Source organism: Armatimonadota bacterium (assembly GCA_031459715.1).
GTDB lineage: Bacteria > Sysuimicrobiota > Sysuimicrobiia > Sysuimicrobiales > Humicultoraceae > Humicultor > Humicultor tengchongensis.
The window spans coordinates 105,030-129,527 of the sequence record JAVKIA010000004.1 but is presented as its reverse complement, the minus strand read 5'-3'; the positions used below and the strand labels follow the sequence as shown (position 1 = coordinate 129,527).

At 69.9% G+C, this 24,498-nt stretch carries 29 protein-coding genes; 21 read left to right on the top strand and 8 right to left on the bottom strand.

Translation table 11 applies throughout. The features are described 5' to 3' along the window. Positions 1-4: 4 nt before the first annotated feature. From argS to QN152_03195, 12 genes are all read left to right on the top strand, one after another. Positions 5-1,714: an arginine--tRNA ligase gene (gene argS / locus QN152_03250; GenBank protein MDR7538534.1), complete on the top strand. Its 1,710-nt coding sequence runs from the start codon at positions 5-7 to the stop codon at positions 1,712-1,714. Positions 1,715-1,948: 234 nt separating this feature from the next. Beyond that, entirely contained in the window at positions 1,949-3,187 is a 1,239-nt protein-coding gene (locus QN152_03245; GenBank protein ID MDR7538533.1) for an S-layer homology domain-containing protein, read from the top strand. 19 nt (positions 3,188-3,206) lie between these two features. Next, positions 3,207-3,878, top strand: coding sequence for a fructose-6-phosphate aldolase (fsa, locus tag QN152_03240; protein ID MDR7538532.1), 672 nt, complete (start codon positions 3,207-3,209; stop codon positions 3,876-3,878). A 6-nt stretch (positions 3,879-3,884) separates the two neighbouring features. Next, positions 3,885-5,156, top strand: a complete 1,272-nt coding sequence (gene rho / locus QN152_03235) for a transcription termination factor Rho (GenBank protein ID MDR7538531.1) — start codon at positions 3,885-3,887, stop codon at positions 5,154-5,156. 409 nt (positions 5,157-5,565) lie between these two features. After that, entirely contained in the window at positions 5,566-6,609 is a 1,044-nt protein-coding gene (locus QN152_03230; GenBank protein ID MDR7538530.1) for a M23 family metallopeptidase, read from the top strand. Between the two features lie 181 nt (positions 6,610-6,790). Next, positions 6,791-6,994: a 50S ribosomal protein L31 gene (gene rpmE / locus QN152_03225; GenBank protein MDR7538529.1), complete on the top strand. Its 204-nt coding sequence runs from the start codon at positions 6,791-6,793 to the stop codon at positions 6,992-6,994. Positions 6,995-7,141: 147 nt separating this feature from the next. Further along, the gene (gene prfA / locus QN152_03220) at positions 7,142-8,215 is read left to right on the top strand and encodes a peptide chain release factor 1 (GenBank protein MDR7538528.1); all 1,074 of its coding nucleotides are present in this window, start codon (positions 7,142-7,144) and stop codon (positions 8,213-8,215) included. 7 nt (positions 8,216-8,222) lie between these two features. After that, positions 8,223-9,143, top strand: coding sequence for a peptide chain release factor N(5)-glutamine methyltransferase (prmC, locus tag QN152_03215; protein MDR7538527.1), 921 nt, complete (start codon positions 8,223-8,225; stop codon positions 9,141-9,143). After that, entirely contained in the window at positions 9,140-9,829 is a 690-nt protein-coding gene (locus QN152_03210) for an L-threonylcarbamoyladenylate synthase (protein MDR7538526.1), read from the top strand. The genes prmC and QN152_03210 overlap by 4 nt, the downstream gene beginning before the upstream one ends. Then, positions 9,826-10,296, top strand: a complete 471-nt coding sequence (gene rpiB, locus QN152_03205; GenBank protein MDR7538525.1) for a ribose 5-phosphate isomerase B — start codon at positions 9,826-9,828, stop codon at positions 10,294-10,296. Before QN152_03210 ends, rpiB begins: the two co-directional genes overlap by 4 nt. A 41-nt stretch (positions 10,297-10,337) precedes the next feature. Then, complete coding sequence (upp, locus tag QN152_03200; GenBank protein ID MDR7538524.1) at positions 10,338-10,967, top strand: uracil phosphoribosyltransferase; 630 nt, start codon at positions 10,338-10,340, stop codon at positions 10,965-10,967. A gap of 12 nt (positions 10,968-10,979) precedes the next feature. Then, entirely contained in the window at positions 10,980-11,444 is a 465-nt protein-coding gene (locus tag QN152_03195; GenBank protein MDR7538523.1) for a dCMP deaminase family protein, read from the top strand. A gap of 16 nt (positions 11,445-11,460) precedes the next feature. Here QN152_03195 and QN152_03190 read toward each other — a convergent pair whose 3' ends face one another. Next, positions 11,461-12,459, bottom strand: a complete 999-nt coding sequence (locus QN152_03190; protein ID MDR7538522.1) for an inorganic phosphate transporter — start codon at positions 12,457-12,459, stop codon at positions 11,461-11,463. A 3-nt stretch (positions 12,460-12,462) separates the two neighbouring features. After that, a complete protein-coding gene (locus QN152_03185) occupies positions 12,463-13,080 on the bottom strand; it encodes a DUF47 family protein (protein MDR7538521.1) in 618 nt (205 codons plus the stop codon). 129 nt (positions 13,081-13,209) lie between these two features. Here QN152_03185 and QN152_03180 point away from each other — a divergent pair, with 129 nt between their 5' ends. From QN152_03180 to QN152_03165, 4 genes are all read left to right on the top strand, one after another. After that, a complete protein-coding gene (locus QN152_03180) occupies positions 13,210-13,584 on the top strand; it encodes an arsenate reductase ArsC (protein MDR7538520.1) in 375 nt (124 codons plus the stop codon). Positions 13,585-13,750: 166 nt separating this feature from the next. Beyond that, positions 13,751-14,437 carry a 50S ribosomal protein L25 gene (locus tag QN152_03175; GenBank protein ID MDR7538519.1) on the top strand — a complete coding sequence of 229 codons (687 nt, stop codon included), beginning with the start codon at positions 13,751-13,753 and terminating at the stop codon, positions 14,435-14,437. A gap of 87 nt (positions 14,438-14,524) precedes the next feature. Continuing rightward, on the top strand, positions 14,525-15,139 hold the full coding sequence (gene pth / locus QN152_03170) for an aminoacyl-tRNA hydrolase (protein MDR7538518.1): 615 nt from the start codon (positions 14,525-14,527) through the stop codon (positions 15,137-15,139). Then, the gene (locus QN152_03165) at positions 15,132-15,725 is read left to right on the top strand and encodes a sulfite oxidase-like oxidoreductase (protein MDR7538517.1); all 594 of its coding nucleotides are present in this window, start codon (positions 15,132-15,134) and stop codon (positions 15,723-15,725) included. The genes pth and QN152_03165 overlap by 8 nt, the downstream gene beginning before the upstream one ends. Positions 15,726-15,729: 4 nt before the next feature. Here QN152_03165 and QN152_03160 read toward each other — a convergent pair whose 3' ends face one another. Both QN152_03160 and QN152_03155 read right to left on the bottom strand, forming a co-directional pair. Next, positions 15,730-15,909, bottom strand: a complete 180-nt coding sequence (locus QN152_03160; GenBank protein ID MDR7538516.1) for a hypothetical protein — start codon at positions 15,907-15,909, stop codon at positions 15,730-15,732. Between the two features lie 155 nt (positions 15,910-16,064). Further along, entirely contained in the window at positions 16,065-16,412 is a 348-nt protein-coding gene (locus QN152_03155) for an SPW repeat protein (protein MDR7538515.1), read from the bottom strand. Between the two features lie 137 nt (positions 16,413-16,549). Between QN152_03155 and QN152_03150 the strand changes: the two genes are divergently transcribed. Then, positions 16,550-17,797 (top strand): MFS transporter, encoded by a 1,248-nt coding sequence (locus tag QN152_03150; GenBank protein ID MDR7538514.1) that lies wholly within the window; start codon positions 16,550-16,552, stop codon positions 17,795-17,797. Here QN152_03150 and fabF read toward each other — a convergent pair. From fabF to QN152_03130, 4 genes are read right to left on the bottom strand one after another with little or no spacing between them, the layout of a single operon-like run. Continuing rightward, on the bottom strand, positions 17,794-19,035 hold the full coding sequence (gene fabF, locus QN152_03145; GenBank protein ID MDR7538513.1) for a beta-ketoacyl-ACP synthase II: 1,242 nt from the start codon (positions 19,033-19,035) through the stop codon (positions 17,794-17,796). The genes QN152_03150 and fabF overlap by 4 nt on opposite strands. Continuing rightward, a complete protein-coding gene (locus QN152_03140) occupies positions 19,035-19,478 on the bottom strand; it encodes an SRPBCC family protein (protein ID MDR7538512.1) in 444 nt (147 codons plus the stop codon). Before QN152_03140 ends, fabF begins: the two co-directional genes overlap by 1 nt. Then, positions 19,460-20,665 carry a geranylgeranyl reductase family protein gene (locus QN152_03135; protein ID MDR7538511.1) on the bottom strand — a complete coding sequence of 402 codons (1,206 nt, stop codon included), beginning with the start codon at positions 20,663-20,665 and terminating at the stop codon, positions 19,460-19,462. Before QN152_03135 ends, QN152_03140 begins: the two co-directional genes overlap by 19 nt. After that, positions 20,649-21,389 carry a methyltransferase domain-containing protein gene (locus QN152_03130; GenBank protein MDR7538510.1) on the bottom strand — a complete coding sequence of 247 codons (741 nt, stop codon included), beginning with the start codon at positions 21,387-21,389 and terminating at the stop codon, positions 20,649-20,651. The genes QN152_03135 and QN152_03130 overlap by 17 nt, the downstream gene beginning before the upstream one ends. Before the next feature lie 154 nt (positions 21,390-21,543). On the opposite strand from QN152_03130, the gene QN152_03125 reads away from it, so the two are divergent. The 4 genes from QN152_03125 (at position 21,544) to QN152_03110 (ending at position 24,477) form a co-directional block, all read left to right on the top strand. Further along, entirely contained in the window at positions 21,544-22,992 is a 1,449-nt protein-coding gene (locus QN152_03125; GenBank protein MDR7538509.1) for a hypothetical protein, read from the top strand. Next, positions 22,989-23,507, top strand: a complete 519-nt coding sequence (locus QN152_03120; protein ID MDR7538508.1) for a hypothetical protein — start codon at positions 22,989-22,991, stop codon at positions 23,505-23,507. Before QN152_03125 ends, QN152_03120 begins: the two co-directional genes overlap by 4 nt. Before the next feature lie 160 nt (positions 23,508-23,667). Continuing rightward, positions 23,668-24,060: a hypothetical protein gene (locus QN152_03115; protein MDR7538507.1), complete on the top strand. Its 393-nt coding sequence runs from the start codon at positions 23,668-23,670 to the stop codon at positions 24,058-24,060. Between the two features lie 3 nt (positions 24,061-24,063). After that, positions 24,064-24,477, top strand: coding sequence for a hypothetical protein (locus tag QN152_03110; GenBank protein ID MDR7538506.1), 414 nt, complete (start codon positions 24,064-24,066; stop codon positions 24,475-24,477). The last annotated feature ends 21 nt before the right edge of the window (positions 24,478-24,498 follow it).

The following is a 24,498-nucleotide window of genomic DNA, read 5'->3' as shown; positions in this document are numbered from 1 at the left end:
CCACGTGTTCCGGGCTGCGTTGCGCACCTCTCTGGAAGCGGCGGCCCGGCGGGCCATGGCCGCGGGAGCCCTCCCCGACGTCCCTCTGCCCGAGGTGGAGGTGGAGGTCCCCCGGGGGCGCCGCCGTGCCGACTACGCCACTAACCTGCCTCTGGTGCTGGCCCGCTCCACGGGGCGACCGCCGCGGGAGGTGGCCCGGATCCTGGTCGACGCCCTGGAGCTCTCTCCCCAGCAGGTGGCCCGGGTGGAGGTGGCCGGCGCCGGATTCATCAACTTCTTCCTGGCGCCGGCCTGGCTGCACCAGCTCCTGCGGCATATCCATACCGTCGGAGAGGCCTACGGCAGCCGGGACGTGGGCGGGGGCAGGCGGGTGAACATCGAGTTCGTCAGCGCCAATCCCACGGGGCCGCTGCACATCGGCAGCGGGCGCAACGGGGTGATCGGCGACGTCCTGGCCAACCTCCTGCAGGCACTGGGCTACCGGGTCACCCGGGAGTACTACATCAACGACGCTGGGCTGCTGGTGCACACTCTGGCCCAAAGCGTGGCCTACCACTACGCCGCGCACTTCGGCCGGGAGCAACCCTTCCCCGAGGACGGCTACCGCGGGGAGTACGTGCGGGAGCTGGCGCTGCGCCTGGTAGAGAGGGACGGCGCCGCCTGGCTGGAGCGGCCGGAGGAGGAGCGGCTGGCGGCGTTCCGCGACTTCGCCCTGGGCGAGATCCTGGCGGACATCCGGCGCACCCTGGAGGCCTTCGGCATTCACTTCGACGTCTGGTTCAGCGAGCGCAGCCTCTACGAGCAGGGCGCCGTGGACCGGGTCCTGGCCCTCCTGCGGGAGCGGGGCCTGCTCTACGAGCAGGACGGCGCCGTCTGGTTCCGCTCCACCAGCTTCGGCGACGAGAAGGACCGGGTGATCATCCGCAGCAGCGGCTGGCCCATGTACTACGCGGCAGACATCCCCTACCACCTGAACAAGCTGGAGCGGGGCTTCGACCACCTGATCAACGTCTGGGGGATCGACCACATCGGCGACGTCGCCCGGGTCAAGGGTGGCCTGGCGGCGCTGGGAGTGGACGTGAGCCGCCTGGAGATAGTCCTTTACCAGCATGTGCGCCTGCGCAACGAGGGGGAGCTGCTGCGCATGTCCAAGCGGCGGGGCGAGTACGTGACCCTGCAGGACCTGCTAGACGCGGTGGGACGGGATGCGGCGCGCTACTTCTTCTGCATGTACAGCCCCTCCGTGCCCATGGACTTCGACTGGCAGCTGGCGCGGGAGAGGTCCCAGGAGAATCCCGTCTACTACGTGCAGTATGCTCACGCCCGCATCAGCAGCATCTTCAGGGAGGCCCTGGCGCACCCTGTGGGGCAGCAGGTGGTAGCTCCGGCGGCGGGGAACTGGCGGGTGTCGGAGGCCGCCGTCCAGCGGGCCGACTTCTCCGTCCTCACCCACGAGGCGGAGATCGCCCTGCTGCACGCCCTGGGAGAGCTCCCCGAGGTCATCGAGGCAGCCGGGGTGCGACGTGAGCCGCAGCGGCTGTGCGCCTACGCCCGCGGGCTGGCCGAGGCCTTCCACGTCTTCTACACCCAGTGCCGGGTGCTCTCCGACGACCCCGCCCTCACCACCGCCCGCCTCATCCTGGCGGATGCCGTCCGCCTGGTGCTGCGGCGGACGCTGGGCCTGATCGGGGTGTCCGCCCCCGAGCGGATGTGACGCCGCCTCCCCCTGGGCGAGAAGGGGGAGCATAAGGTATAGTGACTAGCAGGAGGCCGAGAGTTCGAAGGCGAACTGCAGAGCGGCCACTCGACGGAACGGCCTTTCCGAGCCAGCATCCCGATCGACAACATGACGTGCAGGCGACTGGAGCGCGCCGGCCGTTCCCTAAACCGTGAGGTCCGACCCGCGCACACCGAACTCCCAATGACCACCACCCGGAAGAGACACCTGATGCGTACCCTCACCTGCGGGTTGCTGCTGCTGGCCCTGGCTGCGCCCGCATGGGCCGACATCTTTACGGACATTAGCGGGCTTCCGGCGCAGCGGGCCATCGAGCGCCTGGCCGCCAAGGGGGTTGTCCGGGGGACGGCCGACGGCCGGTTCCTCCCCGGTAGCGTGGTCACTCGCCTGGAGATGGTCCTGTTCCTGGTGCGCCTGCTGGGGGTTTCCGGGCAGGGGCTGGTGTCGCCGGAGTTCGGGGACCTGGAGCGGATCCCTCAGGGGGCCCGCCCCGCCGTGGCCGCTGCGGTCAGCATGGGGACGGTGTCGGCACGCAGCGTAGAGTTGAAGAAGGGGGACATCCTCTACACCCTGACCGTGGACAAGGTGGCCTACGGCCCTCAGGAGGAGGTGCTCCTCACCTTTGTCATCAGCAACACGGGGAAGGAGGACGTCCTGTTCGAGTACCACAACTCCCAGTTCCACGACTTCATCGTCCGGCGGGCGGACGGCATGGAGGTGGCCCGCTGGTCTCTGGGGCGGGCCTTCCTGCCCGTGGAGAAGCCTGTGCCACTGGCCGCGGGGAAGTCCATGAACTTCAACACCCGGTGGCGGCAGCTGGACCAGAACGACCGGCCCATCGGTCCCGGGCGCTATGAGGTCGTCGCCGTGCACACCACCAAGACCTCCCCCACTTCGCTGTCCCTCTTCTTCCAGAAGGGGCTGGTGGTGGGATACCCGGACAACACCTTCCGCCCCGACCAGCCCGTCACCCGGGCGGAGCTGGCCGCCCTGGCCGTGCGCGCCGGCGGCCTGGATGCCGAGGCGTTCAGTCGGGCCACGGCGACCCTGCCCGTCTCGGATAACGCCGCGGTGTTGCCCTGGGCGCGCGGCAGCGTGGCGGTGGCCATTGAGCGAAAGATGATCCCCCTGCTAGACGGCGCCTTCCGGCCAGCCCAGGGGGCGACCCGGGCCGACGCCGCTGTGGCCCTGGACGTGCTCATGGGGTTACTGAAGAAGTACGACTTCCAGAAGGGTGTCTTCCGCGGGCTGCGGGAGAGCCGGCCGCCCACCATCAGCATTGAGGACGAGAAGAAGGCGGTGCGCACCTTCCGCGTGGCCCCGGCTCATGCGGTCTACCGCAACGACCGCCGCGCCTCCCTGGGGGGGCTGCGTCCGGGGGATGTCCTGCAGTTCCTCAAGGAGAGCGACGTGGGCGACGTAGTCTACATCGAGGCCACGGGACCGTGACCGCTGGCGGGGGGCGACCATGAAGTTCTTTCTGGACACGGCCAATCTGGAGGAGATCCGCCAGGCGGTGGCCTGGGGGTTGTGCGACGGGGTGACCACCAACCCTACCCTGGTGGCCCGCGAGGGGCGGGAGCACAAGGCCCAGATCCTGGAGATCGCCAGGCTGGTGAGAGGGCCCATATCCGTGGAGACCACCAGCGACGACGCCGAAGAGATGGTCCGCCAGGGAGTGGAGTTTGCTGGCTGGGCCCCCAATGTGGTGGTCAAGGTGCCGATGACTCCAGAGGGGCTGCAGGCCTGTCGCCAGCTGCGGGGGCGGGGTATCGCCGTTAACGTTACCCTGACCTTCTCCGCCAACCAGGCGCTGCTGGCCTGTAAGGCGGGCGCCACCTTCGTCAGCCCCTTTGTGGGGCGCCTGGACGACATCGGCCACGACGGCATGCAGGTGGTGCGGGATGCGGTGCAGATGGTGCGCACCTACGGATTCTCCACCCAGGTGCTGGCGGCCAGCCTGCGTCACCCCCTGCACGTCACCGCGGCGGCGCTGGCCGGCGCCCACATCGCTACCATGCCCTTCAAGGTCCTGGAGCAACTCTTCAAGCACGCGCTGACCGACGTGGGTCAGGCGCGCTTCCTGGCCGACGCGGCCAAGCTGCGGGCAGAACTGGAAAAAGCCAAAGCTAGGGTGTGATGCCCCGTGCTCGCTATCGCCGACCTGCAAGAGAAAACCCTCGCTGAGCTGCAGGAGCTGGCCAAAGAGTTGAACATCGCCAACCTGCGGCGCTACCGCAAGCAGGAGCTGATCATGCGCATCCTGCAGGCCCAGACGGAACGGGAAGGGCTGATGTTCCGGTCGGGCATTCTGGAGATCATGACCGAGGGCTACGGGTTCCTGCGCACCAGCGGCTACCTCCCCGGTCCGGAGGACATCTACGTCTCCCCCTCGCAGATCAAACGCTTTGGCCTGCGCGTGGGCGACGAGGTGCTGGGACAGGTCCGTCCGCCCAAGGACAACGAGAAGTACTTCGCCCTGCTACGGGTGGAGGTGGTCAACGGTCTGGACCCGGAGCAGGCACGCAACCGGCCCAACTTCGAGCAGCTGACTCCGGTCTTCCCCCACGAGCGGATCAGGCTGGAGATGCCCGACGGCGACCTCACCGTACGCGTGGTGGACCTCTTCGCTCCCATCGGCAAGGGACAGCGGGCGATGATCGTCTCCCCGCCCAAGGCCGGCAAGACCACCCTGCTGAAGCGGATCGGCCAGGCGGTGGTACAGAACCACCCGGAGATCTACCTGATCGTCCTTTTGCTGGATGAGCGGCCGGAGGAGGTCACGGACATGCGCCGCTCCGTGGAGGCCGAGGTGATCGCCAGCACCTTCGACCGGCCTCCGGAGGAGCACATCCAGGTGGCCGACCTGGTGCTGGATCGGGCCAAGCGCCTGGTGGAGGGTGGCCGGGACGTGGTCATCCTGCTGGACAGCCTGACCCGCTTCTCCCGCGCCAACAACCTGGTCATCCCGCCATCAGGCCGCACCCTCTCTGGCGGATTGGACCCGGCGGCACTGCACCGGCCGAAGCGCTTCTTCGGGGCGGCGCGGAAGATCGAGGAGGGTGGGAGCCTGACCATCGTTGCCACCGCCCTGATCGATACCGGCAGCCGCATGGACGATGTAATCTACGAGGAGTTCAAGGGCACCGGCAACATGGAGCTGCACCTGAACCGCAAGCTGCAGGAGCGGCGCACCTTCCCCGCCATCGACATCAAGATGTCGGGGACGCGGCGGGAGGAGCTGCTCCTCACCGATGAGGAGCTGCGCAAGGTCTGGGTCCTGCGCAAGAGCCTGGAGCAGCTGGACACCGTGGCCATGACCGAGCTGATCCTGGACCGGCTGCGCCGCACCCCCAACAATGCGGGCTTCCTGCGCTCCATCGTCAAGAGCGCGGAGGAAGACGCCGTGGGATCGTAATTGAGAGAAATCCAGAGCCAGAAGCAGAAATCCACCGAAAAACATTGATCTCGCCCATCCAGCGAACTCCAGTTCGCTGGATCTTTCATTAGATAGAAAAATCGGGTATTTTCTGCAGGATTTTTCATCGAGATGTGGAAATGCGCAGCGGGACGAGGCACTTCAGGATGCCCTTCGCAGCAGCCGGCCCGCCGACACGCGGGTGCAACCTGGGCTGCTGCGGACTCGATCGTTTTCGCTGTTTCCACGATTCTGAACGCCCTTTCCTGGGACGGGGGAGATGGGCAACCGCGCAGTTCCTGCATTATTGCTCGTCGCGCTGCTGCTTCCGCGTCCAAAGGCATTCTCTGCCGCGCCGCCAACCGCGTCCGGCCCCTTCGTCGACGTGCCCCCGACCGGTACGGTGCAGGTGGCTTCGCAGGTCCGCCGCCTGGCGCTCCTCCACGGGCTGGAGGTCTTTGTCCGGCCCCAACCTGCGAGCGCGCCGACGGTGTTGGTGGAGCCTGGGGCATCGTTGGCTCCAGATGCGTCGGCCGTCGTGCCAGATGCGGCAGCCGTTCCCGCCGAACCGGTCTTCAGGGCGGTGGGCAGGAGGGAGGAGACCCCCAGTGCTGCGGGCTCTGCGCTGGGCAGGCTGGGGCTTCGCCACCGGGTTGCCTCCGGCGACACCCTCTTCGACCTCGCCCGCCGCTACCGCACCACCGTCCAGGCCATCGCCGCCGTCAACGTCCTCTCCTCCCCGCACACCCTGCGGATAGGCCAGGAGTTGGTCATCCCCAGGGGGACGAAGGCACCGGCCGTGGCGGCGTCCGCCCCGCGGCGGCCTGCCAGGCCCGCGGCGGCGTCCACCCCGCGGCGGCCGGCTACCGGGCCCGGGGCGGCGGTCGCCTACCGCGTGCAGCCCGGGGACACCCTGTTCTCTCTCGCCCGTCGCTACCGGACCTCCGTGGACGCCATCGTGGCGGCCAACGGGCTGCCCTCGGCTGACCGCCTCCGCGTAGGTCAGCAGCTGGTTCTCCCGGGAGAGCGAGGGCGCGCGCCCGGGGGGCTGGCCACGCGGGCTCCCCGTCCGACGCTGGTGGCGCGTCCTGCCCTGAGCTGGCCCGCCCGAGGGATGATTACTTCTCGGTACGGCTGGCGTTTCCGGCAACACCACGATGGCATCGACCTGGCCGCAGCCTGGGGAACGCCCATCCACGCCGCCCTTCCAGGCCAGGTGGTCCTGGCCGGGTGGTACTACGGATATGGCCTTACGGTGATCCTCGACCACGGAGGCGGCCTGCGGACCCTCTACGGCCATGCCTCCAGGCTGCTGGTGCGTCCCGGGCAGGGGGTGCAGCAGGGAGAGCGGATCGCTCTGGTAGGCTGCACCGGCCGCTGTACCGGGGCGCACGTGCACTTCGAGGTGCGGCTCAACGGACGGCCGGTGAACCCGCTGCGGTACCTGCGCTAGGTACGCTGCTGCCTGGCTGGCCCACGGAGATGCTGCGCGTCCCGCGGGCCCCTCGGCCGACCGAACTCGGCCCGGGCCGAGTTCATGTCTGGAACGGTCGGCGCACCCGGAGGGTATGGTATAATGCGACGGATTTGCGCTGTGCGGGCGTGCTGTCGCCCGGCGGCACGGAGGCTGTGACATGAAGAAGGGTATTCACCCCCCTTACTACCGGGCGACGGTGACCTGCGCCTGCGGCGAGACCTTCGTCACCGGATCGACCAAGCAGTCCATCCGCGTGGAGATCTGCTCGCGTTGCCACCCTTTCTACACCGGGCAGCGCAAGTTCGTGGACGCTGAGGGGCGCGTGCAGAAGTTTGCCCGGAAGTACGGCCTCAAGGTCTAGACGGCGGGAGCAGGCCTTTTCCCACGCCCCGGGCACGGGCTGCCTGCAGACCGACCCCTTTGCCGCCGCGCTCCGTGAGGTGCCGGGGGAGCCCTGAGAGGCGCTCCTGCCGGCGCGGGACCCGCCGATTGATATAATCAACCCGGAATGCTTGAGCAGGCTGTTGTGGTCAAGTTGGAGGCCATGGAGGCGCGCTACGAGGAGCTGACGCGCCTGCTGGCCGACCCCGCGACGCTGGCGGCGCCCGACCGCTACCAGAAGGTGGCCAAGGAGCACGCCGGTCTGGCGGCTACGGTGGCCCTCTACCGGGACCTGCGACGGGTGCACCGCGAGGCCGAGGAGGCCGGGAGAATGGCGCGGGAGGAGGCCGACCCCGAGATGCGCACTCTGGCGGCCGCAGAGGCGGCACGTCTGCGCACGGAGGCCGCGGCGCTGGAGGAGCGGCTACGGGAAGTCCTGGTCCCGGCCCATCCCTACGACCGGCGCGACATCATCATGGAGATTCGCGCCGGCACGGGTGGGGAGGAGGCGGCGCTCTTCGCCGGGGACCTGTTCCGCATGTACGGCCGCTACGCGGAGCGGCGCGGCTGGAAGGTGGAGGTCCTGGAGAGCAGCCCTACCGGGCTGGGTGGATTCAAGGAGGTAATCTTCGCGGTCAAGGGGCAGGGCGCGTACAGCCGGCTTAAGTTCGAAAGCGGGGTGCACCGGGTGCAGCGCGTGCCCGTGACCGAAGCCTCAGGACGCATCCACACCTCCACGGCCACGGTGGCGGTCCTGCCCGAGGCGGAGGAGGTCGAGGTGCAGATCCGCCCCGAGGACCTGGAGATCGAGACATTCCGCGCCGGCGGAGCCGGCGGTCAGAATGTGAATAAGGTAGAGACCGCGGTGCGTATCCGCCATCTGCCCACGCACATCGTCGTCTCCTGCCAGGACGAGCGCTCGCAATTCCAGAACCGGGAGAAAGCCATGCGTATCCTGCGGGCCCATCTGTTGCAGCGGGCGCAGCGGGAGCAGCAGGAGGCCATCGCCCGGCAGCGCCGCCTGCAGGTGGGCACGGGGGAGCGCAGCGAGAAAGTGCGCACCTACAACTTCCCGCAGAACCGCGTCACCGACCACCGCATCGGCCTCTCCCTCCACCGCCTCCCCGCGGTGCTGGACGGCGACCTGGACGAGTTGATCGACGCCCTGGTGGCGGCCGAGCGGGCCGCCGCCGCGTCCTGACGCCCCCGTGCGCCCGGCCGCGGCCCGCGGCGCAGACCCTCTGTCCACGCCCCCGGCGCCGCCGGTCCCGGCATCGGTGCGCGAGGCCTGGCTGCTGGGGCGAGAGCACCTCTTGGCCAGCGGGGTTGAGGCCGCCGGCCTGGAGGCGGAGGTGCTGCTGCGACACGTCCTGGGGCTGACCCGTGCTGCGCTCTACCTGGCCTGGGAGCGGCCCCTGGACGCTGCAGCCTGGGGGCGCTTTTGCGCCCTCCTGGAGGAGCGTGGTCGCGGCCGGCCGGTGGCCTACCTGGTGGGACACCGCGAGTTCATGGGGCTGGAGCTGCGGGTGGACGGGCGGGTGCTCATCCCCCGGCCGGAGACGGAGGTCCTGGTGGAGTTCCTGCTGCACGTGTTGGCGGACACCCCCGCGGCGCGGGTCATCGACGTGGGCACTGGCAGCGGCGCCATCGCTGTGGCCCTGGCCCGGTTCCTGCCCCAGGTGCGAGTCCTGGCGGTGGACATCTCGGCGGAGGCCCTCGCCGTAGCGCGGGAGAATGCCGCCCGCCACCAGGTGGCGGACCGGATTACCTTCGCCAGGGGCGACCTCCTGGCCCCGGCACCACGGCAGGGGTGGAATCAGGTGGACGCCATTGCCTCAAACCCGCCCTATGTGGATGCGGCCAGTGCCGCCGCCCTCCCACGGGAGGTGCGGGATCATGAGCCGGCCGTCGCGCTCCTGGCCGGGGCGGACGGGACCGCCTTTCACGCCCGGCTGGCCCATGAGGGACCGCCGTTGCTAAGGCCCGGAGGGTGGCTGGTGGTGGAGGTGGGGGCAGGCCAGGCCCAGGCGGTGAGTGAACTCTTCGCCCGGGCAGGGACCCTGGAGGAGATCCGCACGATCAACGACCTGGCGGGAATCGCCCGGGTGGTAGCCGGCAGACGCCGATGAGCCCGGCGGCACGGTCCTACTACGACCTCTCCTTCCAGCCCGCGGTCCGCCCGGCGCTGCGGCCGCTGCGGATCATCCGGGTGACCGAGGACATAGAGGCCCCGCGGCAGGCCATCCGCCTCATCCAGGAGGGGGGGCTGCTGGCCTATCCTACCGACACCGTCTACGGCATCGGCTGCAACGCCCATAACAACTCCGCGGTGCTCCGGGTCTATGCGGTCAAGCACCGGCCACGCAGCGACCCGCTGCCCCTGCTCATCGCCGACCGGGAGCAGCTTGCCGAGCTGGTGGCGGAGGTACCGGAGGTGGCCGAGCGCCTGATGGCGCGTTTCTGGCCGGGCGCCCTCACCCTGATCCTGCGCAAGGGGCGAGGCGTCTCTTCCCTGGTCACTGCAGGGGGTGAGCACGTGGCCGTGCGGCTGCCCGACCACCCCCTGCCCCGCTCCCTGGTCCGCGGCGCGGGCGTGCCCATTGTGGGTACCAGTGCCAACCTCCACGGCAGCATCAGCCCCACCACGGCGCAGCACGTGGCCTTCGAGCTGGGCGACCGGGTGGACATGATCCTGGACGGGGGGCGGACCCGGCACGGGCGGGAGTCCACGGTCGTGGATGCCACCATGGATCCCCCGCGGGTGGTGCGCGCCGGTGTCATTCCCCCCGCCGCCATCGAGGAGGCCCTCCGCTGAAGATCGCCCTGGGCAGTGACCACGCCGGGTTCCCCCTGAAAGAATTCATCAAGCAGCTCCTGGTGGAGTGGGGGCACGAAGTGCAGGACTGGGGTACCGCAGGCCCCGACCCCGTGGACTACCCGGACTTCGTGGCATTGGCGGCGCGGGCGGTGGCCCGCGGCGAGGCGGACCGGGCTATCGTCTTCGGAGGGTCGGGACAGGGAGAGGCCATGGTGGCCAACAAGGTGCGGGGGGTGCGCGCCGCCCTCTGCCACGACGTGACCACAGCCCGCCTCTCCCGCCAGCACAACGACGCTAACGTCCTCTCCCTGGGGGCACGGGTCACGGGCACGGAGGTGGCCGCAGACATCGTGCGGGTGTGGCTGGAGACATCCTTCGAGGGCGGGCGGCATCTGCGGCGGGTGCAGAAGATCCACGCGGTGGAGGCGGCGGAGGCCGGCGGCGGGCAGGGGGGATGGGCGTAGGGATGGAACCTTGAGGGAGTATCCCCGCCGGAGGTGGCCTGGTGAGCAAGGTCCATGTCTTTGACCACCCCCTGATCCTGCACAAGCTGACCATCCTGCGCGACAAGCGCACCGGGCACAAAGAGTTCCGCGAGCTGGTGGAGGAGCTGGCCATGCTCATGGCCTTCGAGGCCACCCGATCCCACCCGGTGAAGGAGACCGCGGTGGAGACCCCTCTGGGCACGGCCCGGGGGTGGTCCATCGCCGGGCAGGAGATCGCTGTGGTGCCCATCTTGCGCGCGGGGCTGGCCATGGAGGCGGGCATCACCCGACTCATCCCCACGGCGCGGGTGGGCCATGTGGGGATCTGGCGGGACCCGGAGACGCTGCAGCCTCACTCCTATTACGCCAAGCTGCCCGCAGACATTGCCGAGCGGGAGGCCATGGTCCTGGACCCCATGCTGGCCACGGGAGGCTCGGCGGTGGCCTGCATCGACACCCTGAAGCAGGCAGGTTGCCGCACCATCCGGGTCATGGCCATCATCTCCGCGCCGGAGGGGATTCAGAAGGTGCAGGCGGCCCACCCCGACGTGGAGATCTACACCGCGGCCGTGGACGAATACCTCAACGACCACGGCTACATCGTCCCGGGCCTGGGGGACGCGGGGGACCGCCTCTACGGGACGAAGTAAGGAGGGAGAGGCATGCCGGGACGCCCGGGCTGGGACGAGTACTTCATGCGCATGGCGCACCTGGCGGCCACGCGCTCCACCTGCCGGCGTCGCCGGGTGGGGGCGGTCATCGTCAAGGACCGCATGGTCCTGGCCACGGGCTACAACGACACCCCCCGCGGCGTCCCCAACTGCGGCGACGGCGGTTGCGCCCGCTGTGCGGGCGCAGCTCCCCCGGGGACCGGCCACGACACCTGCCTGTGTATCCACGCGGAGATGAACTGCATCATCCAGGCCGCCTACCACGGGGTCTCGGTGGCCGGGGGGACGCTGTACTGCACCTACCTCCCCTGCCTGAGCTGCGCCAAGGCCCTGCTCAACGTGGGCATCCGGCGCATCGTCTTCGAGGGAGACTACCCCGACCCGCTCTCCCTGGAGCTGCTGACCAGCGCCACCATGGACCTGGTGCGTTACGCCGCGGAGGAAGCCCCCGCCTGAGGGCCGGGCAGGAGAGCTACGGCCGCAAAGCCGCCCGGAGCAGGAGCAGGTAGACAGCTCCCAGGCCGACAGTCACGGGGACGGTGAGCAGCCAGGAGAAGAAGATCTCGAAGGTCACCCCCCAGCGCACAGCAGAGAGGCGGCGGACAACGCCCACCCCCAGGATCGAGGAGGTGATGGCGTGCGTGGTGCTGATGGGGATGCCCAGCTCGGAGGCGAACTGAATCACCGTGGCCCCGGAGACTTCTGCCGCGAATCCCTGCACTGGATCCAGCGCCGTCACCCGCATCCCCAGCGTCCTGATGATGCGCCACCCGCCGTAAGCCGTCCCCAGCGCCGCGACGGTGGCGCAACTTATGATGACCCAGAGGGGAACGGTGACGTCGCGCAGGCCCAGGTGCAGGCTCAAGGCCAGCGCCAGGACGCCCATAGGCTTTTGCGCGTCGTTGCGGCCATGGCTGAAGGCCATGTAGGCGGCGGAGAGCCGTTGCAGATGTTTGAACCAGGGTACGGTCCGAGCCGGATCGGTCTGGTGAAAGCTCCAGTACACGCCCAGGATCAGAGCGGCGCCGGCCAGGAATCCCAGAGCCGGAGAGGCGAAGATGGCGGTGAAGACCCGGGCCAGTCCGCCCCAGCGGATGACCTGGGGTCCGGCCGTAGCGACGCCGGCCCCGACCAGGCCGCCGATCAACCCGTGGGTCTCACTCACCGGTATGCCCAGGCGGTAGGTGAACAGGCTCCAGGTCATGGCCCCAGCCAGGCCGGCCACCACCGTCAGCAGGCTGAGGACCGCGGGATCGAGGAGTCCCTTCCCGATGGTCACCGCCACAGCGGTCCCGGTGAGGCCACCAACCAGGTTGAAGGCCCCCGCCATCACCACCGCCGCCCGCGGGGTGAGCACACGGGTGCCCACAGAGGTGGCGATGGCGTTGGCGGCATCAGTGAATCCTCCCACGAATGCGTATACATAGGCCAGAGCCACCGCCAGCAGGAAGACGACCAGTGAGTGTCCCATTCCCTACCGGTTCTTGGTCTGGATGGTTTCCAGGACGTTGGCCACATCTTCGCCCTGGTCGGTGGCCTCCTCCAGGGTCTCGTAGATCTCCTTCCACTTAAGGATGTCGATGGGGTTGCCGTTGCTGGCGAACAGCTTGGCGATGGCGTCGCGCTGGACGTGGTCGGCCAGGTTCTCCAGCCGGTTGATCTCCTGCACCGGTCCCTCAAGCCTATCCAGCTTGCGCAACGCCGCCACCCCTTCCACCACGGCCTCACAGATGTTGACGGTAATGTGGGCCAGTTCCCGGGCCTCGGCTGTGGCGTGGGGGATGCGGTAGATGGCCAGGCGGGCGGCGCAGGCCTCGACCCAGTCCAGGACGTTGTCCAGCTGCTTGGCCAGTTCGATGATGTCTTCCCGATCTATGGGCGTGACAAATGTGCGGTTCAGGCGGGCGATGATCTGATGGGTTATTTCGTCCCCCCTGTCCTCAACCGCCTTGATGGCAGCGGCGCGCGGTTCCACATCCCGGTAGTCATCCAGTAGATCCCTGAGAAGACGCGCCCCGTGAAGGATGTTCTGGGCCGACTGGTTGAGCAACTCGAAGAAGCTTTCTTCCCGCGGAAGCAATCGCAATACCATGCTGTCCCTCCCGTCGGTTGCTACCTACGGGAATTCGCTGCCCGGACTGTCCCCTCCCCTGGCCACAGAGGGGCGGGTGAGAACCTGCCGAATGGGAGGAGGCAGATGCGGACCGTCGTCTTCGTCTGAATCGGTAACTCCGCCCGCTCCCAGATGGCGGAGGCGCTGTTTAATGCGGCGCCCCCGCCGGGGTGGCGGGCCCGCTCCGCGGGGACGGAGCCCAAAGACCGGGTGCGCCCGGAGGCCGTGACCGTGATGGCCGAGGCGGGGATCGACATCTCCCGCCAGGTGCCCAAGCGGCTGGAGGCGGCGCTGGGGCCGGACGTGGCCATGGTGGTGGGGCTGTGCGCGGAGGAGGCCTGTCCGGTGGTGCCAGGCGTGCGCTCCCTCCACTGGCCGCTCCCCGATCCGCCGCCGGGAGACGTGGATGCCCACCGCCGCATCCGTGAGGACCTGCGCCAGCGGATCCGGCACCTGGCGGACGAACTGGCGGCGAGGGGATAGGGAGGGAGGTACGCGCGGGCAGTGCGGGAACCCGGCCTGGAGGTGACCGTCGACGCAAAGGGGCCGGGCGGCCTGGGCCTGGTGATCGGCGTCCGCCCCCTGGTATAATTACGCGCGGTTTGGGCCCCGGGACGCGGGGCCATTGCCTTGTCCGAGGAGACTCCCTATGGAACGGGTCAGCCTGGAGGCCAGCGTGCGGCAGCACACGGGGAAGGAGGGCGCCCGGCGCCTGCGGCGCGCTGGCGCCGTGCCGGCGGTGGTTTACGGCCGCGGGCGCGAGCCGGTGGCGGTGGCGGTGGAGTCCCGGGCGCTGCGGACGGCGTTGCACACCCACGCCGGGACTAACGTCCTGATCGACCTGGACATTCGGGTGGACGGAGGGGCGGACCGGCAACTGGTGATGGTGAAGGAGCTGCAGCGGGACATCTTCAGCCAGGAGATCATCCATGTGGACTTCCAGGCCATCTCCCTGGAGGAGACCCTGGAGGCACACGTCCCTGTGGTCCTGGTGGGCACGCCCAGAGGCGTGACCGAAGGCGGGCTCCTCGACCAGCACCTGCGGGAGGTGCTGGTGGAGTGCCTGCCTACTCAGATCCCCGAGCGCCTGGAGGTGGACGTGGGCGAGCTGCGCGTCGGTCAGGCGGTACATGCCGGCGAGCTGAAGATGCCTGAGGGGGTGACTCTGCTCACCCCGCCCGGGGAGGTGGTGGCCACAGTGCTGGCGCCCCGCGTGGAGGAGGCGCCACCGACTGCGCCCCCCGCGGAGGCTGCCGCCGCACCTGCGCCCGAGGCCGCTGCAGGCGAGAAGAGCGCAGAGAAGTCCGCAGCGAAGCCTCCCGCCGGGGGCGCGTAGGGCGGAGGGCATCCGGGCCGGTCGGAAGGCCTGGGGCCGGAGGGCTTATCCTCGCCTCCTGTGCAACCGGACTCCCCGCGGGCGGTCATGAGGCTCATCGTCGGACTGGGCAACCCGGGGCGGCGCTACCGGGGCAGTCGGCACAACATCGGGGCCCGCGTCATCGAGGTTCTGGCCCGGCGCCACGGCGTGACCCTGCGGGAGGAGGGGTGGGCGGATGTGGGGGCGCTGACGCTGGACAGAGTCCACGTGCTCCTGGCCCGGCCGCAGACGTACGTCAACGTCAGCGGACTGGCGGTTGCCGACCTGCGTCGCCGGCACCGCGTGCCGCTGCCGCACCTCCTGGTGGTCTACGACGACCTGGACCTCCCCCTGGGGCAGATCCGCCTGCGCGCCGGGGGCGGCCACGGCGGGCACAACGGGATGCGCTCCATCATCGAGGCTCTGGGCGAGCAGGGCTTCCCCCGTCTGCGCCTGGGCATCGGGCGTCCGCCGGCAGGCGTGGACCCGGCCGACTATGTGCTCAGCCGGTTTGACCGGGCAGAGGCGCCGCTAGTGGATGCGGCGGTGGAGCGGGCGGCGGATGCCGTGGAGATGTTCGTGCAGGAGGGGATCGAACGGGCCATGAGCGCCTTCAACGTGCGCGGTGCGCCTGCCCGCACGCTCCATTCCCTCCCCTCCGGTGGAGCCGGAGATGCGTGATGCCGGACGGAAGCAAGGGCAAGGACGCATCCCCCCGGGCCAGTACGCTACCGAGAAGTGGCCGGTGCTGCACTACGGCACCGTCCCCCGCTTCGACTCCCGCACCTGGGACTTCAGGGTGTACGGCCTGGTGGAGCGCCCGCTCACCCTCTCCTACGACGAGTTCATGAGCCTGCCCAGGGTGACGCTGCGCTGCGACGTCCACTGTGTGACCTCGTGGAGCAAGCTGGGCCTGGTCTTCGAGGGCGTCCCGGCCGGGCTGCTGCTGGAGCGGGCGCAGCCCCTACCCCAGGCCCGGTTCGCCATGGTGCACGCCGAGCAGGGCTACGAGACCAACCTGCCCCTGGAGTACCTCCTGGCGGAGGACGCGCTGCTGGCGCACCGCGCTGACGGGGCGGACCTCACCCCCGAGCACGGCTGGCCGCTGCGACTGGTGGTGCCCCGGCTGTATTTTTGGAAGAGCGCCAAGTGGGTGCGCGCCTTCGAGGTGCTGGCCCGGGATCGGCCCGGCTTCTGGGAGCGCAACGGCTACCACAACCACGCCGACCCCTGGAGGGAGGAACGCTACGCCTCCCCCGGGCAGTGACCCGCTACCTGGCCAGCAGGTCCAGCAGCGGCGAGAGCAGCAGCAGGTAGGCCAGGATCAGGGTTACCGCGGCGACGCCCTCGTGGTGCCGCGGGACCTCGAACACCTTCAGGCTGTAGGCGGTGAGGGGCAAGACGATGCCAATGGCGGTGCCGATGACGAGTGCAGAAGAGATCCCTACCACCCCCTCGTCGAGCCCATGCCCGGGGTAACTGGGCGTTAGTCTAACACGAGGCGGAGCAGGAGAGAAGTATCGATTTGAAGCTGAGCCGTCGGGCGAAGGGGAGTGGAGAGAGGGCTGCGGGCGCGGGAGGCTGCGGCCCGGATCGGCTCTTGCCTTTAGGCGCGGACCTCCTTGGGCAGAACGCTGAAGGCCAGCCAGGCGCTGAGCACCAGCGCGATGAGGCCGCCAACGACGGAGGTCCAGGAGACGTTGGGCCTGGCGGTCAGGGCGAAGACGAAGGGGAAGATGATGAACCAGATCCCCACCAGCCCGTTGACGTACTGGATCCACCGCTGCTTGCGTGCCTCCTCGCTGAGGACAGCCCACCCGGCGAGCACCAGGAGGATGGCCCCGCCGACGATGCTCGTCCACAGCGCTCCGGCGTGGTCGCTATACCTCAGGATGAACGGTGCCAGAATGAACCAGATGCCGACCAGTGCGTTTACCACGTTCGCCCATACCATGTGCCATCACCTCCTCATGTCACATGGCTTGAGCCGGCAGCCTCCCGCAGACCGCCCGCACCGTCTATTATAAGACCGTCACGCCCCGTCGCGCCCATCCGGCGGTCGCTTCCTGCCCGGGCGCCGGCCCGACGACCATGAGAGGAATGGTTTCCGACCCCACGGCGGTCTCCACGGCTGCGCGCCCCGCGCCCTTCGCCCCGCTGAGACACCGCAACTTCCGCCTTCTCTGGACGGGGCTGGTGGTCAGCAACGCCGGCGGGTGGATGCAGTTCACCGCCCTGGGCTACCTGATGGACCAGCTCACCCGCGCACCGGTGTACCTGGGCCTGCTGGGTCTGGTGCAGGCCGTGCCCCGCCTCCTCTTCGCCTTCCTCGGTGGGGTCGTGGCCGACCGCGCGGACCGGCGGCAGGTCCTGCAGGTGACCAACGTGGTGGCCATGCTCTCCAGCGCGGGCCTGGGGCTGCTCACCTGGCTGGGCCTGGTCCGGGTCTGGCATCTGCTGCTCATCGCCGCCTTCAACTCTCTGGTGATGTCCTTCGACATGCCCGCCCGCCAGTCGCTGACCCCGTCGCTGGTGGACGACGGGGAGGTGCTGCAGGCGGTGACCCTGAACTCCCTGGCATTCAACGGCTCCAGCGTCTTTGGCCCGGCCCTGGCCGGCGTGGTCATCAGCCTGTCGGGGGCACACGGCGCCTTTCTCCTCAACGCCCTCACCTACCTGGCCGTGCTCTGGGCGCTGGTGGTGATGCGGCTGCCGCCGGAGGTGCCCGACGGGCGCGTCTCCCTGGGAGAGGACATCCGCGAGGGACTGCAGCTGCTGCTGCGACACCGCGTCATCGGCATCCTTCTGAGCATTGTGGCCGTGCTCAGCTTCTTCGGCCGCCCCTACATCCGCCTGATGCCGGCGGTGGCCCGCGAGGTGCTGCGGGTGGGTCCGGAAGGCCTGGGCCTGCTGCAGGCGGCGCCTGGCGCGGGCACGTTCTTAGCCGTCTTCGTCGCCGGGTGGAGCGCGGGGCGGGTGGCGCACGGCCGCATCCTCCTGGGAGCGACCTTCGCCATGGGCGCTATGGTCACGCTGTTTGGGCTGTCCACCTCGTTTCCCCTCTCCATCCTGTTGCTGGTGGCGGTGGGCCTGGGGCAGTCTGTGGCCATGGCCACGGCCAACACGCTGATGCAGACCACGGTGACCCCCGGGCAGCGGGGACGGGCTATGGGGCTGTTCGGCACTGTGGCCTTCGGGATGATGGCCCTGGGGACGCTGCCGGCGGGCGCCCTGGCCGAGTGGGTGGGGCTCTCCTGGTCCCTGGCTGCGGGCGGCATCGTGGTCATGGCCGCCGCCCTGTTCCTGGGACTGGCGGTGCCGCAGATCGGCCGCCTCTAGGCCACCCGGCCGAAGGCCAGGACGGCGTTGATCCCCCCGAAGCCGAAGGAGTTGCTCAGGATGTAATCCACGCGGGCCGAGCGGCCGACCTGCGGGATGTAGTCCAGGTCGCACTGAGGGTCTGGCTCGTCCAGGTTGAGCGTCGGCGGGAGGTAGTCGTGTCGCAGCGCCAGCAGGCACAACGCCGCCTCGATGGCCCCGGAAGCCCCCAGGGCGTGGCCGTGCATGGGCTTGGTGCCGCTGACCGGCACACGGTACGCGTGCTCCCCCAGGGCCAGCTTGATCGCCGCCGTCTCCACCGCGTCGTTAAGCGGCGTGCTGGAGGCGTGGGCGTTGATGTAGCCGATCTGCTCTGCGGCCAGTCCGGCGTCTGCAAGCGCCTGCCGCATCGCCCGCGCCGCCTGCTGCCCGGAGGGTAGCGGCGCGGTCATGTGGTAGGCGTCGTTGCTGGTGCCGTACCCCAGGAGCTCGCCGTAGAGCGGGGCGTTGCGGCGTACCGCGCGGCCGTACTCCTCCAGCACCAGGATGGCGGCGCCCTCGCCCATGACGAAGCCGTCGCGCCGGCGGTCGAATGGGCGGCAGGCCGCCTGCGGTGCGTCGTTGCGTGCGGACATGGCCCGGATGAGGTCGAAGGCGCCGAAGATCAACGGCGCCAGCGGGCACTCCACGCCGCCGGCCAGGAAGACGTCTGCGTCGCCGGCGCGGATGGCGTGCAGGGCCTCCCCGATGGCGATGGTCGCGGAGGCGCAGGAGTCCGAGTTGGCGCTGGTGGGCCCCGTGATGTTGAACTCGATGGCGATATTGCAGGAGGCCGCGCCGGAGAAGACGGCCAGGGCCAGGGCGGGTTTGACTCGCCTCAGGCCTTCCCGCAGGTAAACCTCGTGCTGCTCCTCGGCGAATGCGCCCCCGCCCAGGGCGGCGCCAACGAACACACCCACACGATCCCGGTCCTCGTCCTCCAGGCGCAGTTGCGCATCCTCCACCGCCTGCCGCGCGGCGGCCACGGCGAACTGGGCGAAGCGGTCCAGGCGTCGGGCACGCTTTGCGTCCATGTACTGCAGAGGGTCGAAGTCGGAGACCTCCGCGGCCACCTGGGAGGTGAAACCCGAGGCATCGAAGCGGGTAATCCGGCCCACCCCCGACCGGCCGCGCCGCATCCCTTCCAGCAGGCCGCGGCTTCCGTACCCCATGGCGGTGATGGCGCCCATCCCTGTCACCACCACCCGCCGCCGCTGCATCAGCCGGCACCCCCTGCTTCGGACAGCGCCTTTATCCTCCGCAGCGTCCTGTTGGCGATGGGGGCGATGAACAGGCGGCCGACGATGGCTTCTGCGATCCAGGAAAGCGGCGGCCGCCAGGGGAGGACGTGAACGATGGCCACGCGCACCCCGGGAGAGGAGGGGGTGAAGGTCCACTCTACCGCCATCCCCCGCGTCAGTCCTCCGGTGTGGGTGAAGAGGATGCGCCGCTCCTCCGGCCTGACCTCCTGCAGGGCGAGCCAGCGCACGGGGATGCGGCCGCGGCGGGCGGCCATCTCGGCCGTCGTCCGCCGCCCCTGCCGCTGCAGGAGGCGTACCCGCCGGTAATGGGGGAGCCGCTCCGGCCACCGCTCAACGTCCGCGGCCAGAGCGAGGACCCGCTCCCAGGGGGCGTTGATGTAGATTACGTTCTGGAGACGCATGCCAGCAGCAGCCGTACGGCGTAGGCGGGGTGGAGGACCGCCCCCGGCGTCGCACCACCGCCGATGGCGCCGAGGAAGTTGCTGGCCAGCGGTGGGCGACGTTGCCAGGCGTGGGTCAGAGGCTCGATCAGGGAAGAGCGCAGGGCCAGCCAGTCCACGAGGCATAGAAGAGCGGTCAGCCCGCGCAGGCGACGGTGGTGCCAGCGGGCGTAGGGCGCAAGGGCCGGAGCGCCGCACTCCCCTCGCCGCAGCGCTCCGGCCACCGTCCGCGCAGCCACCGAGGCCGCACTCAGGGCCAGGCTTACGCCCAGCCCGGTCAGGGGATCGGTGCAGGCCGCCGCGTCTCCGACGAGGACGATACCGTCTGCCACCACCGGACCGGTTGAGGGATGGAGAGGTCCGACCGCTCGCAGCCCGGCGCAGACCTGCACTCCAGGCAGGCGCGCCCGCAACGAGGGAAAGGCCCGCATCGCATCCTCCAGCACGCGGGCCACCTTCCCGGTCTGCGCGGCGCGTATCTGCGCCCCTAGCGCCTCCCGGGGCAGGACCAGGGCGAGGCGGGCCCAGCCGTCGGGAAAGAGCGATACCCCGCAATAGGTTTCCCGGCCCAGGTGCATCTCCCCCCACCCCGGGTAGGCGGGCAGACCGCGCACGTAGATGCTCAGGGCGTAGCGTCCGCGGCGCAGGGGGCCGCGGCGCAGCCCGGCGGCCTGTGCCACGCGGGAGCGCATCCCGTCCGCCCCGACCAGCACTCTGGCCTCCAGCGTCCCCTGGTCGGTGCGGATCTCCCAGCGCTGTCCGTGCCGGGCTACCGCGCGCGCCGGCCTTCCCGTGTGCACCTCGGCACCGGCACGACGTGCGGCCTGGAGGACGGTGTCGTCCAGGACCGCGCGGCGAACCGCCAGCCCCGTGCCGCCGGGGAAGGGGGCGAAGACCTCCCGGCCTTGCGGCGAGACCAGGAGCATCCCATGCAGGCTCTGCGCCTGCGAACCCACCTCCGCCAGCACGCCCAGTTGCTCCAGGACTGCGGTCCCCAGCGGGTGGAGGAAGTCGCCGCAGGGCTTCTCCCGGGGGAAGCGGGCGCGGTCGAGCAGGACCACCTCCACTCCCTCCCGCGCCAGCTCCAGGGCCGTGGCCGCCCCCGCCGGCCCGCCGCCCACAACCACCACGTCAACCCGCTGTCGCACCTGTCGCCTCTTTGACCAGGGCCAGGCGGAAGAGCGGGTGGCGGGTCAGGCGCGCACCCTGCAGCCCGGCATCGGCTGCCAGGGCGCGTACCTCGTCTGCAGTGTATGCCCGCAGGACGGAGCGCGGCCCGTCCACCCTGGTCAGCGGGTTGCGCAGCAGCACCCGGGCCAGAAGCTTCGCTCCCAGGTAGGCGGCCCGCGAGCGCACCAGGTCGGTGACCACGAACCCCCGTCGGCTGATCCGGTCCAGCTCCTGTAGCGCCGCCACCGCCCCGGCCGGGGAAAGGTGGTGCAGGGCGGTGGCCAGAAGCGCCACGTCCACGCTGCGGTCGGCCAGGGGCAGAGCGCGCGCGTCCCCGCGCAGCACAGCGATCTCCGGGATGCCGGCTGACCACTCCCGGGCGATGGCCCCGGCCTGCGGGTGGCGGTCGATGGCCACGGCGTGCAGGCGCAGCCCGCGGCGGCGTCCCCAGAGGACGAAGCTGCGCAGCAGGTCCGCCCCGCCGCTGGCCACCTCTACGATGGTCAGGGCGCGGTCCCCGGGACGGACGAAGCGGCGCAGGCTACGCAGCACCAGACCCCGCACCCCGAGCAGGCGGTTGAGCACGGCCAGCTCCCGCAAGCAACCATCCATAAGGGCCCTGGGCTGCGGCCCGTCCATGAGCTCCTCGATCTCCGCGCGGGGGAGGGGAGGGAGCGCGGTCATCGCAGAAAACGGGACCATGGTAGCAGCATCGTACCTGCCGCCGTGCAACAAATTTGTAACCGGGAGGGGCCAGGTTAGTGGTAGTCTTCCAGGTCCAACTGCCGCACCAGCTGGCGGAAGCGCTGCTTCGTCTGCCACCACCGCCACAGGTTACCTTGAGGGGGGTGAAAGCGTGACGCATCCGGGAATGTGCAGGGCAGCAACCATTCTCTTCCTGGTGATCATGCTGCTGATGCTGCCATCATCCGGCGCAGCCCAGCAGATCACCTACCACCGCGTGGCGCCGAAGATCTACGTCCCCTTCAACCCCAACACCGTCAAAGTGCTGCACCAGAGCGCGCGCCTGTTCACCGTCGAGGTGCCCGCCAGTGGCTATGGCTACGCTTTCTATCCCAAGATTTCGCCCTTCGGTGACGCCATCGTCTTCGTACCGGGCGACAGTACCTTCGCCTTCACTTCCGTGTTCCTTGAACGGGTCAAGCTGCTCCGGATCCCTGGGGACGTTGCGTCGCCCCCTGCGGAAGTAAGGAGGTTTGCGGCCGAAGGGCCAGACAGTTTCTCCTTCGACCGGCTGATGCGGACCGTGGCCTTCAGCTGCGAGATCCAGGTGACTGACCCGAAGCTGCCAGAAAAGGAGGTCTGCATAATGCGCAGCGACGGCACAGGGCTGCGGCGTCTGACCCGGCCCCTGCGGAGGGATGAAGATCGGTACAAGCACGCCGCAGCTCCGGCGATCAGCGAGGACGGCAGCTTCGTCGTCTACCGCAGGCAGTACGCCGGGTACCTGGGGGCGGTGCGAAGCGACGGCACCGGGCTGCGTGTGCTCGTGCACCGGGCGGACGGACTGACCCCGGTGGTGCTGGCACGCCGGGCTGCATTTTACCTGAGGGGAGGGCAGGTGTGGCGGGCCGGCCCCGACGGAGGAGGCCCCAGGCAGCTGAGCCGGGAGCGCGGGGAAATCCGCGCCCTGGCCGCCGACCGGGAGGGTACGAGGGTAGCCTACGTGGGAAGGGAAATTGGCCAACCCTCGGTGCTCAAGGTGGTGGACGGCGCGAGCGGGGCCCCGTTGTTGGTTCTGAAGGGTGTGGAGCATGCGCCGCTGCGGCTCAGCGGGGACGGTCGACGCGTGCTCTTCAGCCGCCGGGGCCCGGACAGGCGTGGGCTCTACGTGGTGGATCTGCGCACCAGGGAAGTCCTCGAGGTCAGCCAGGGGATGCGTGCGGGGGAGCAGGCAGACTTCAACGAAACCGGGGAGGTGGTGGTGATGGTCAGGGAGGACGGTCCGCCTCTGGCGCTGGCATTCCTCCCCGACGAGACCCCACCCTTCCTGGCGGCGGACGGGCCGAGGGAGGGGTCCACCGTCCGCGGAGAGTCCGTTGGTGTGGCGGTGACCTACCGCGACCGGGCCGTGGTGAGCGGGGTGGACCCGCGGGCCCTGCGGGTCTTCCTGAACGGCCGGGACGTCTCCGATCGGCTCCAGAAAGGACCGGACCGGGCCACGGGGCAACTCGACAGGCGGCTGCTCCGGGAGGGGGAGAACGTCCTCGAGGCACGGGTCACCGACCGGGCAGGCAACGAAGCCCGCCAGGTGATCCGGTTCCGCTTCGAGGCGGCACGATGACGGCCACCTTCCTCCTCGCGTCGCTGCTGTGCCTGGAGCTGGCCTGCGTATGGTCTGCCGAGCTGCTGGTGGAGTTGCGCGTCACGGGAGGGATCGCGGGGGTTGCAGAGCGGCTGCTGGTCTTCGAGGACGGTCTTGCCCGCGTTGAACTGGGCGCAGGACGGACGGTCCGTGCGGCCTCCTGCGCGTACCTCGGAGACGGCCAGCTGCGGAAGATCCGGCGCACCCTGGAGGCTGCGGGGTTCGAGCACCTCCAGCGGGAGTACGTGCCCGCCCGTCCCGTCTACGATGGTTACGCCTACTCCGTCACCTACCGGGGGTCCACGGTCCGGGCCCTCGATCCCCTTGAAGACGCAGCGCCCCCAGACCTCCGCGCGGTCATCCGCCTGCTGCAGGAGGTGTTGCAGTTCGTCCGGGCGGGCAACAGGAGCTGTGACGACTTCCTCCCGGAGAGGCGAGGTGCCTGCGTGGATCGTGTCTCCGTAGGAGCACCCTGCTGGTGGCGCTCGTCCTGAGCGTCGGGTCAACCGCTTTTGCGGACGCCGTCCTGCAGGTCAAAGGCTTCCGTTGAGGGCGACCGAGGCCCTGCGAGAGCGTGCGGCGGACGGCACGCCGCGATTTTTGTCTTGCTCACACATGTTGTCTCTGTTAGCATGGGCGGATGGAGGTGAGCTCATGGCCCGAGGGAGGACGCTATACCTGCGCGGTCTCCCCGAGCTCCTCGTTCGCGAGGCGAAGGCCACGGCGGCCCGCCGCGGGGTGACGCTGGCGGCGCTGGTGACCGAGGCCCTGCAGCAGGTGGTGGGCGCGCCGGTAACCTCCGGCGCCGCGGCGGGCCTGGCCGAGAGCAGGCGCTGGTTCGAGGCGAACCGCCACCGCCTGCTGCGCCGCTACCGCGACCGGTACGTGGCCATCGACCGGGGCCGCGTCATCGACCACGATCGCGACTTCGACGCGCTGGCACGCCGGGTCTTCGCCCGGGTGGGCACGCGCCCGGTCTTCATGCCGAAGGTTACGGCGGAGGAGCGGGTCGTCTCGGTCCCGTCGCCCCGGCTGATCGGAGCCTAGCCGATGGTGCGCCCGGTGCGGCGGCCGGGTCGGCGCGGTCCCACCCCACCCGACGCCTTCCCCTACGATCCGCGCCGCAGCCCGCCGGCCCCCGTGCTCCCGGTGCGCCTGGGACCGCCGCGCTCCGAGCCGGCCACGGCGGTGGCGGCGCTCGTGGACAGCGGCGCCGACGTCACCGTGCTCCCCGAGGGCCTGCCGCAGGCGCTCGGCCTGCCCCAGGTGAACGAGGTGACGGTCCGCGGGGTGGCGGGGACGGCCCGCGTCCCGGTGTACGCCGCCGAACTGGAGGCCGCCGGGACGCGCCGGATCGTGGAGGCGGTGGCGGTGGGCGCGGAGGCACTGCTCGGCCGTGACCTCCTGAACGGCTGGGTGGTCACCCTCGACGGGCCGGCGCGGGTCCTGAGGCTTGGGCCCTAGCGCGGGGTCGGCACGTCCTCC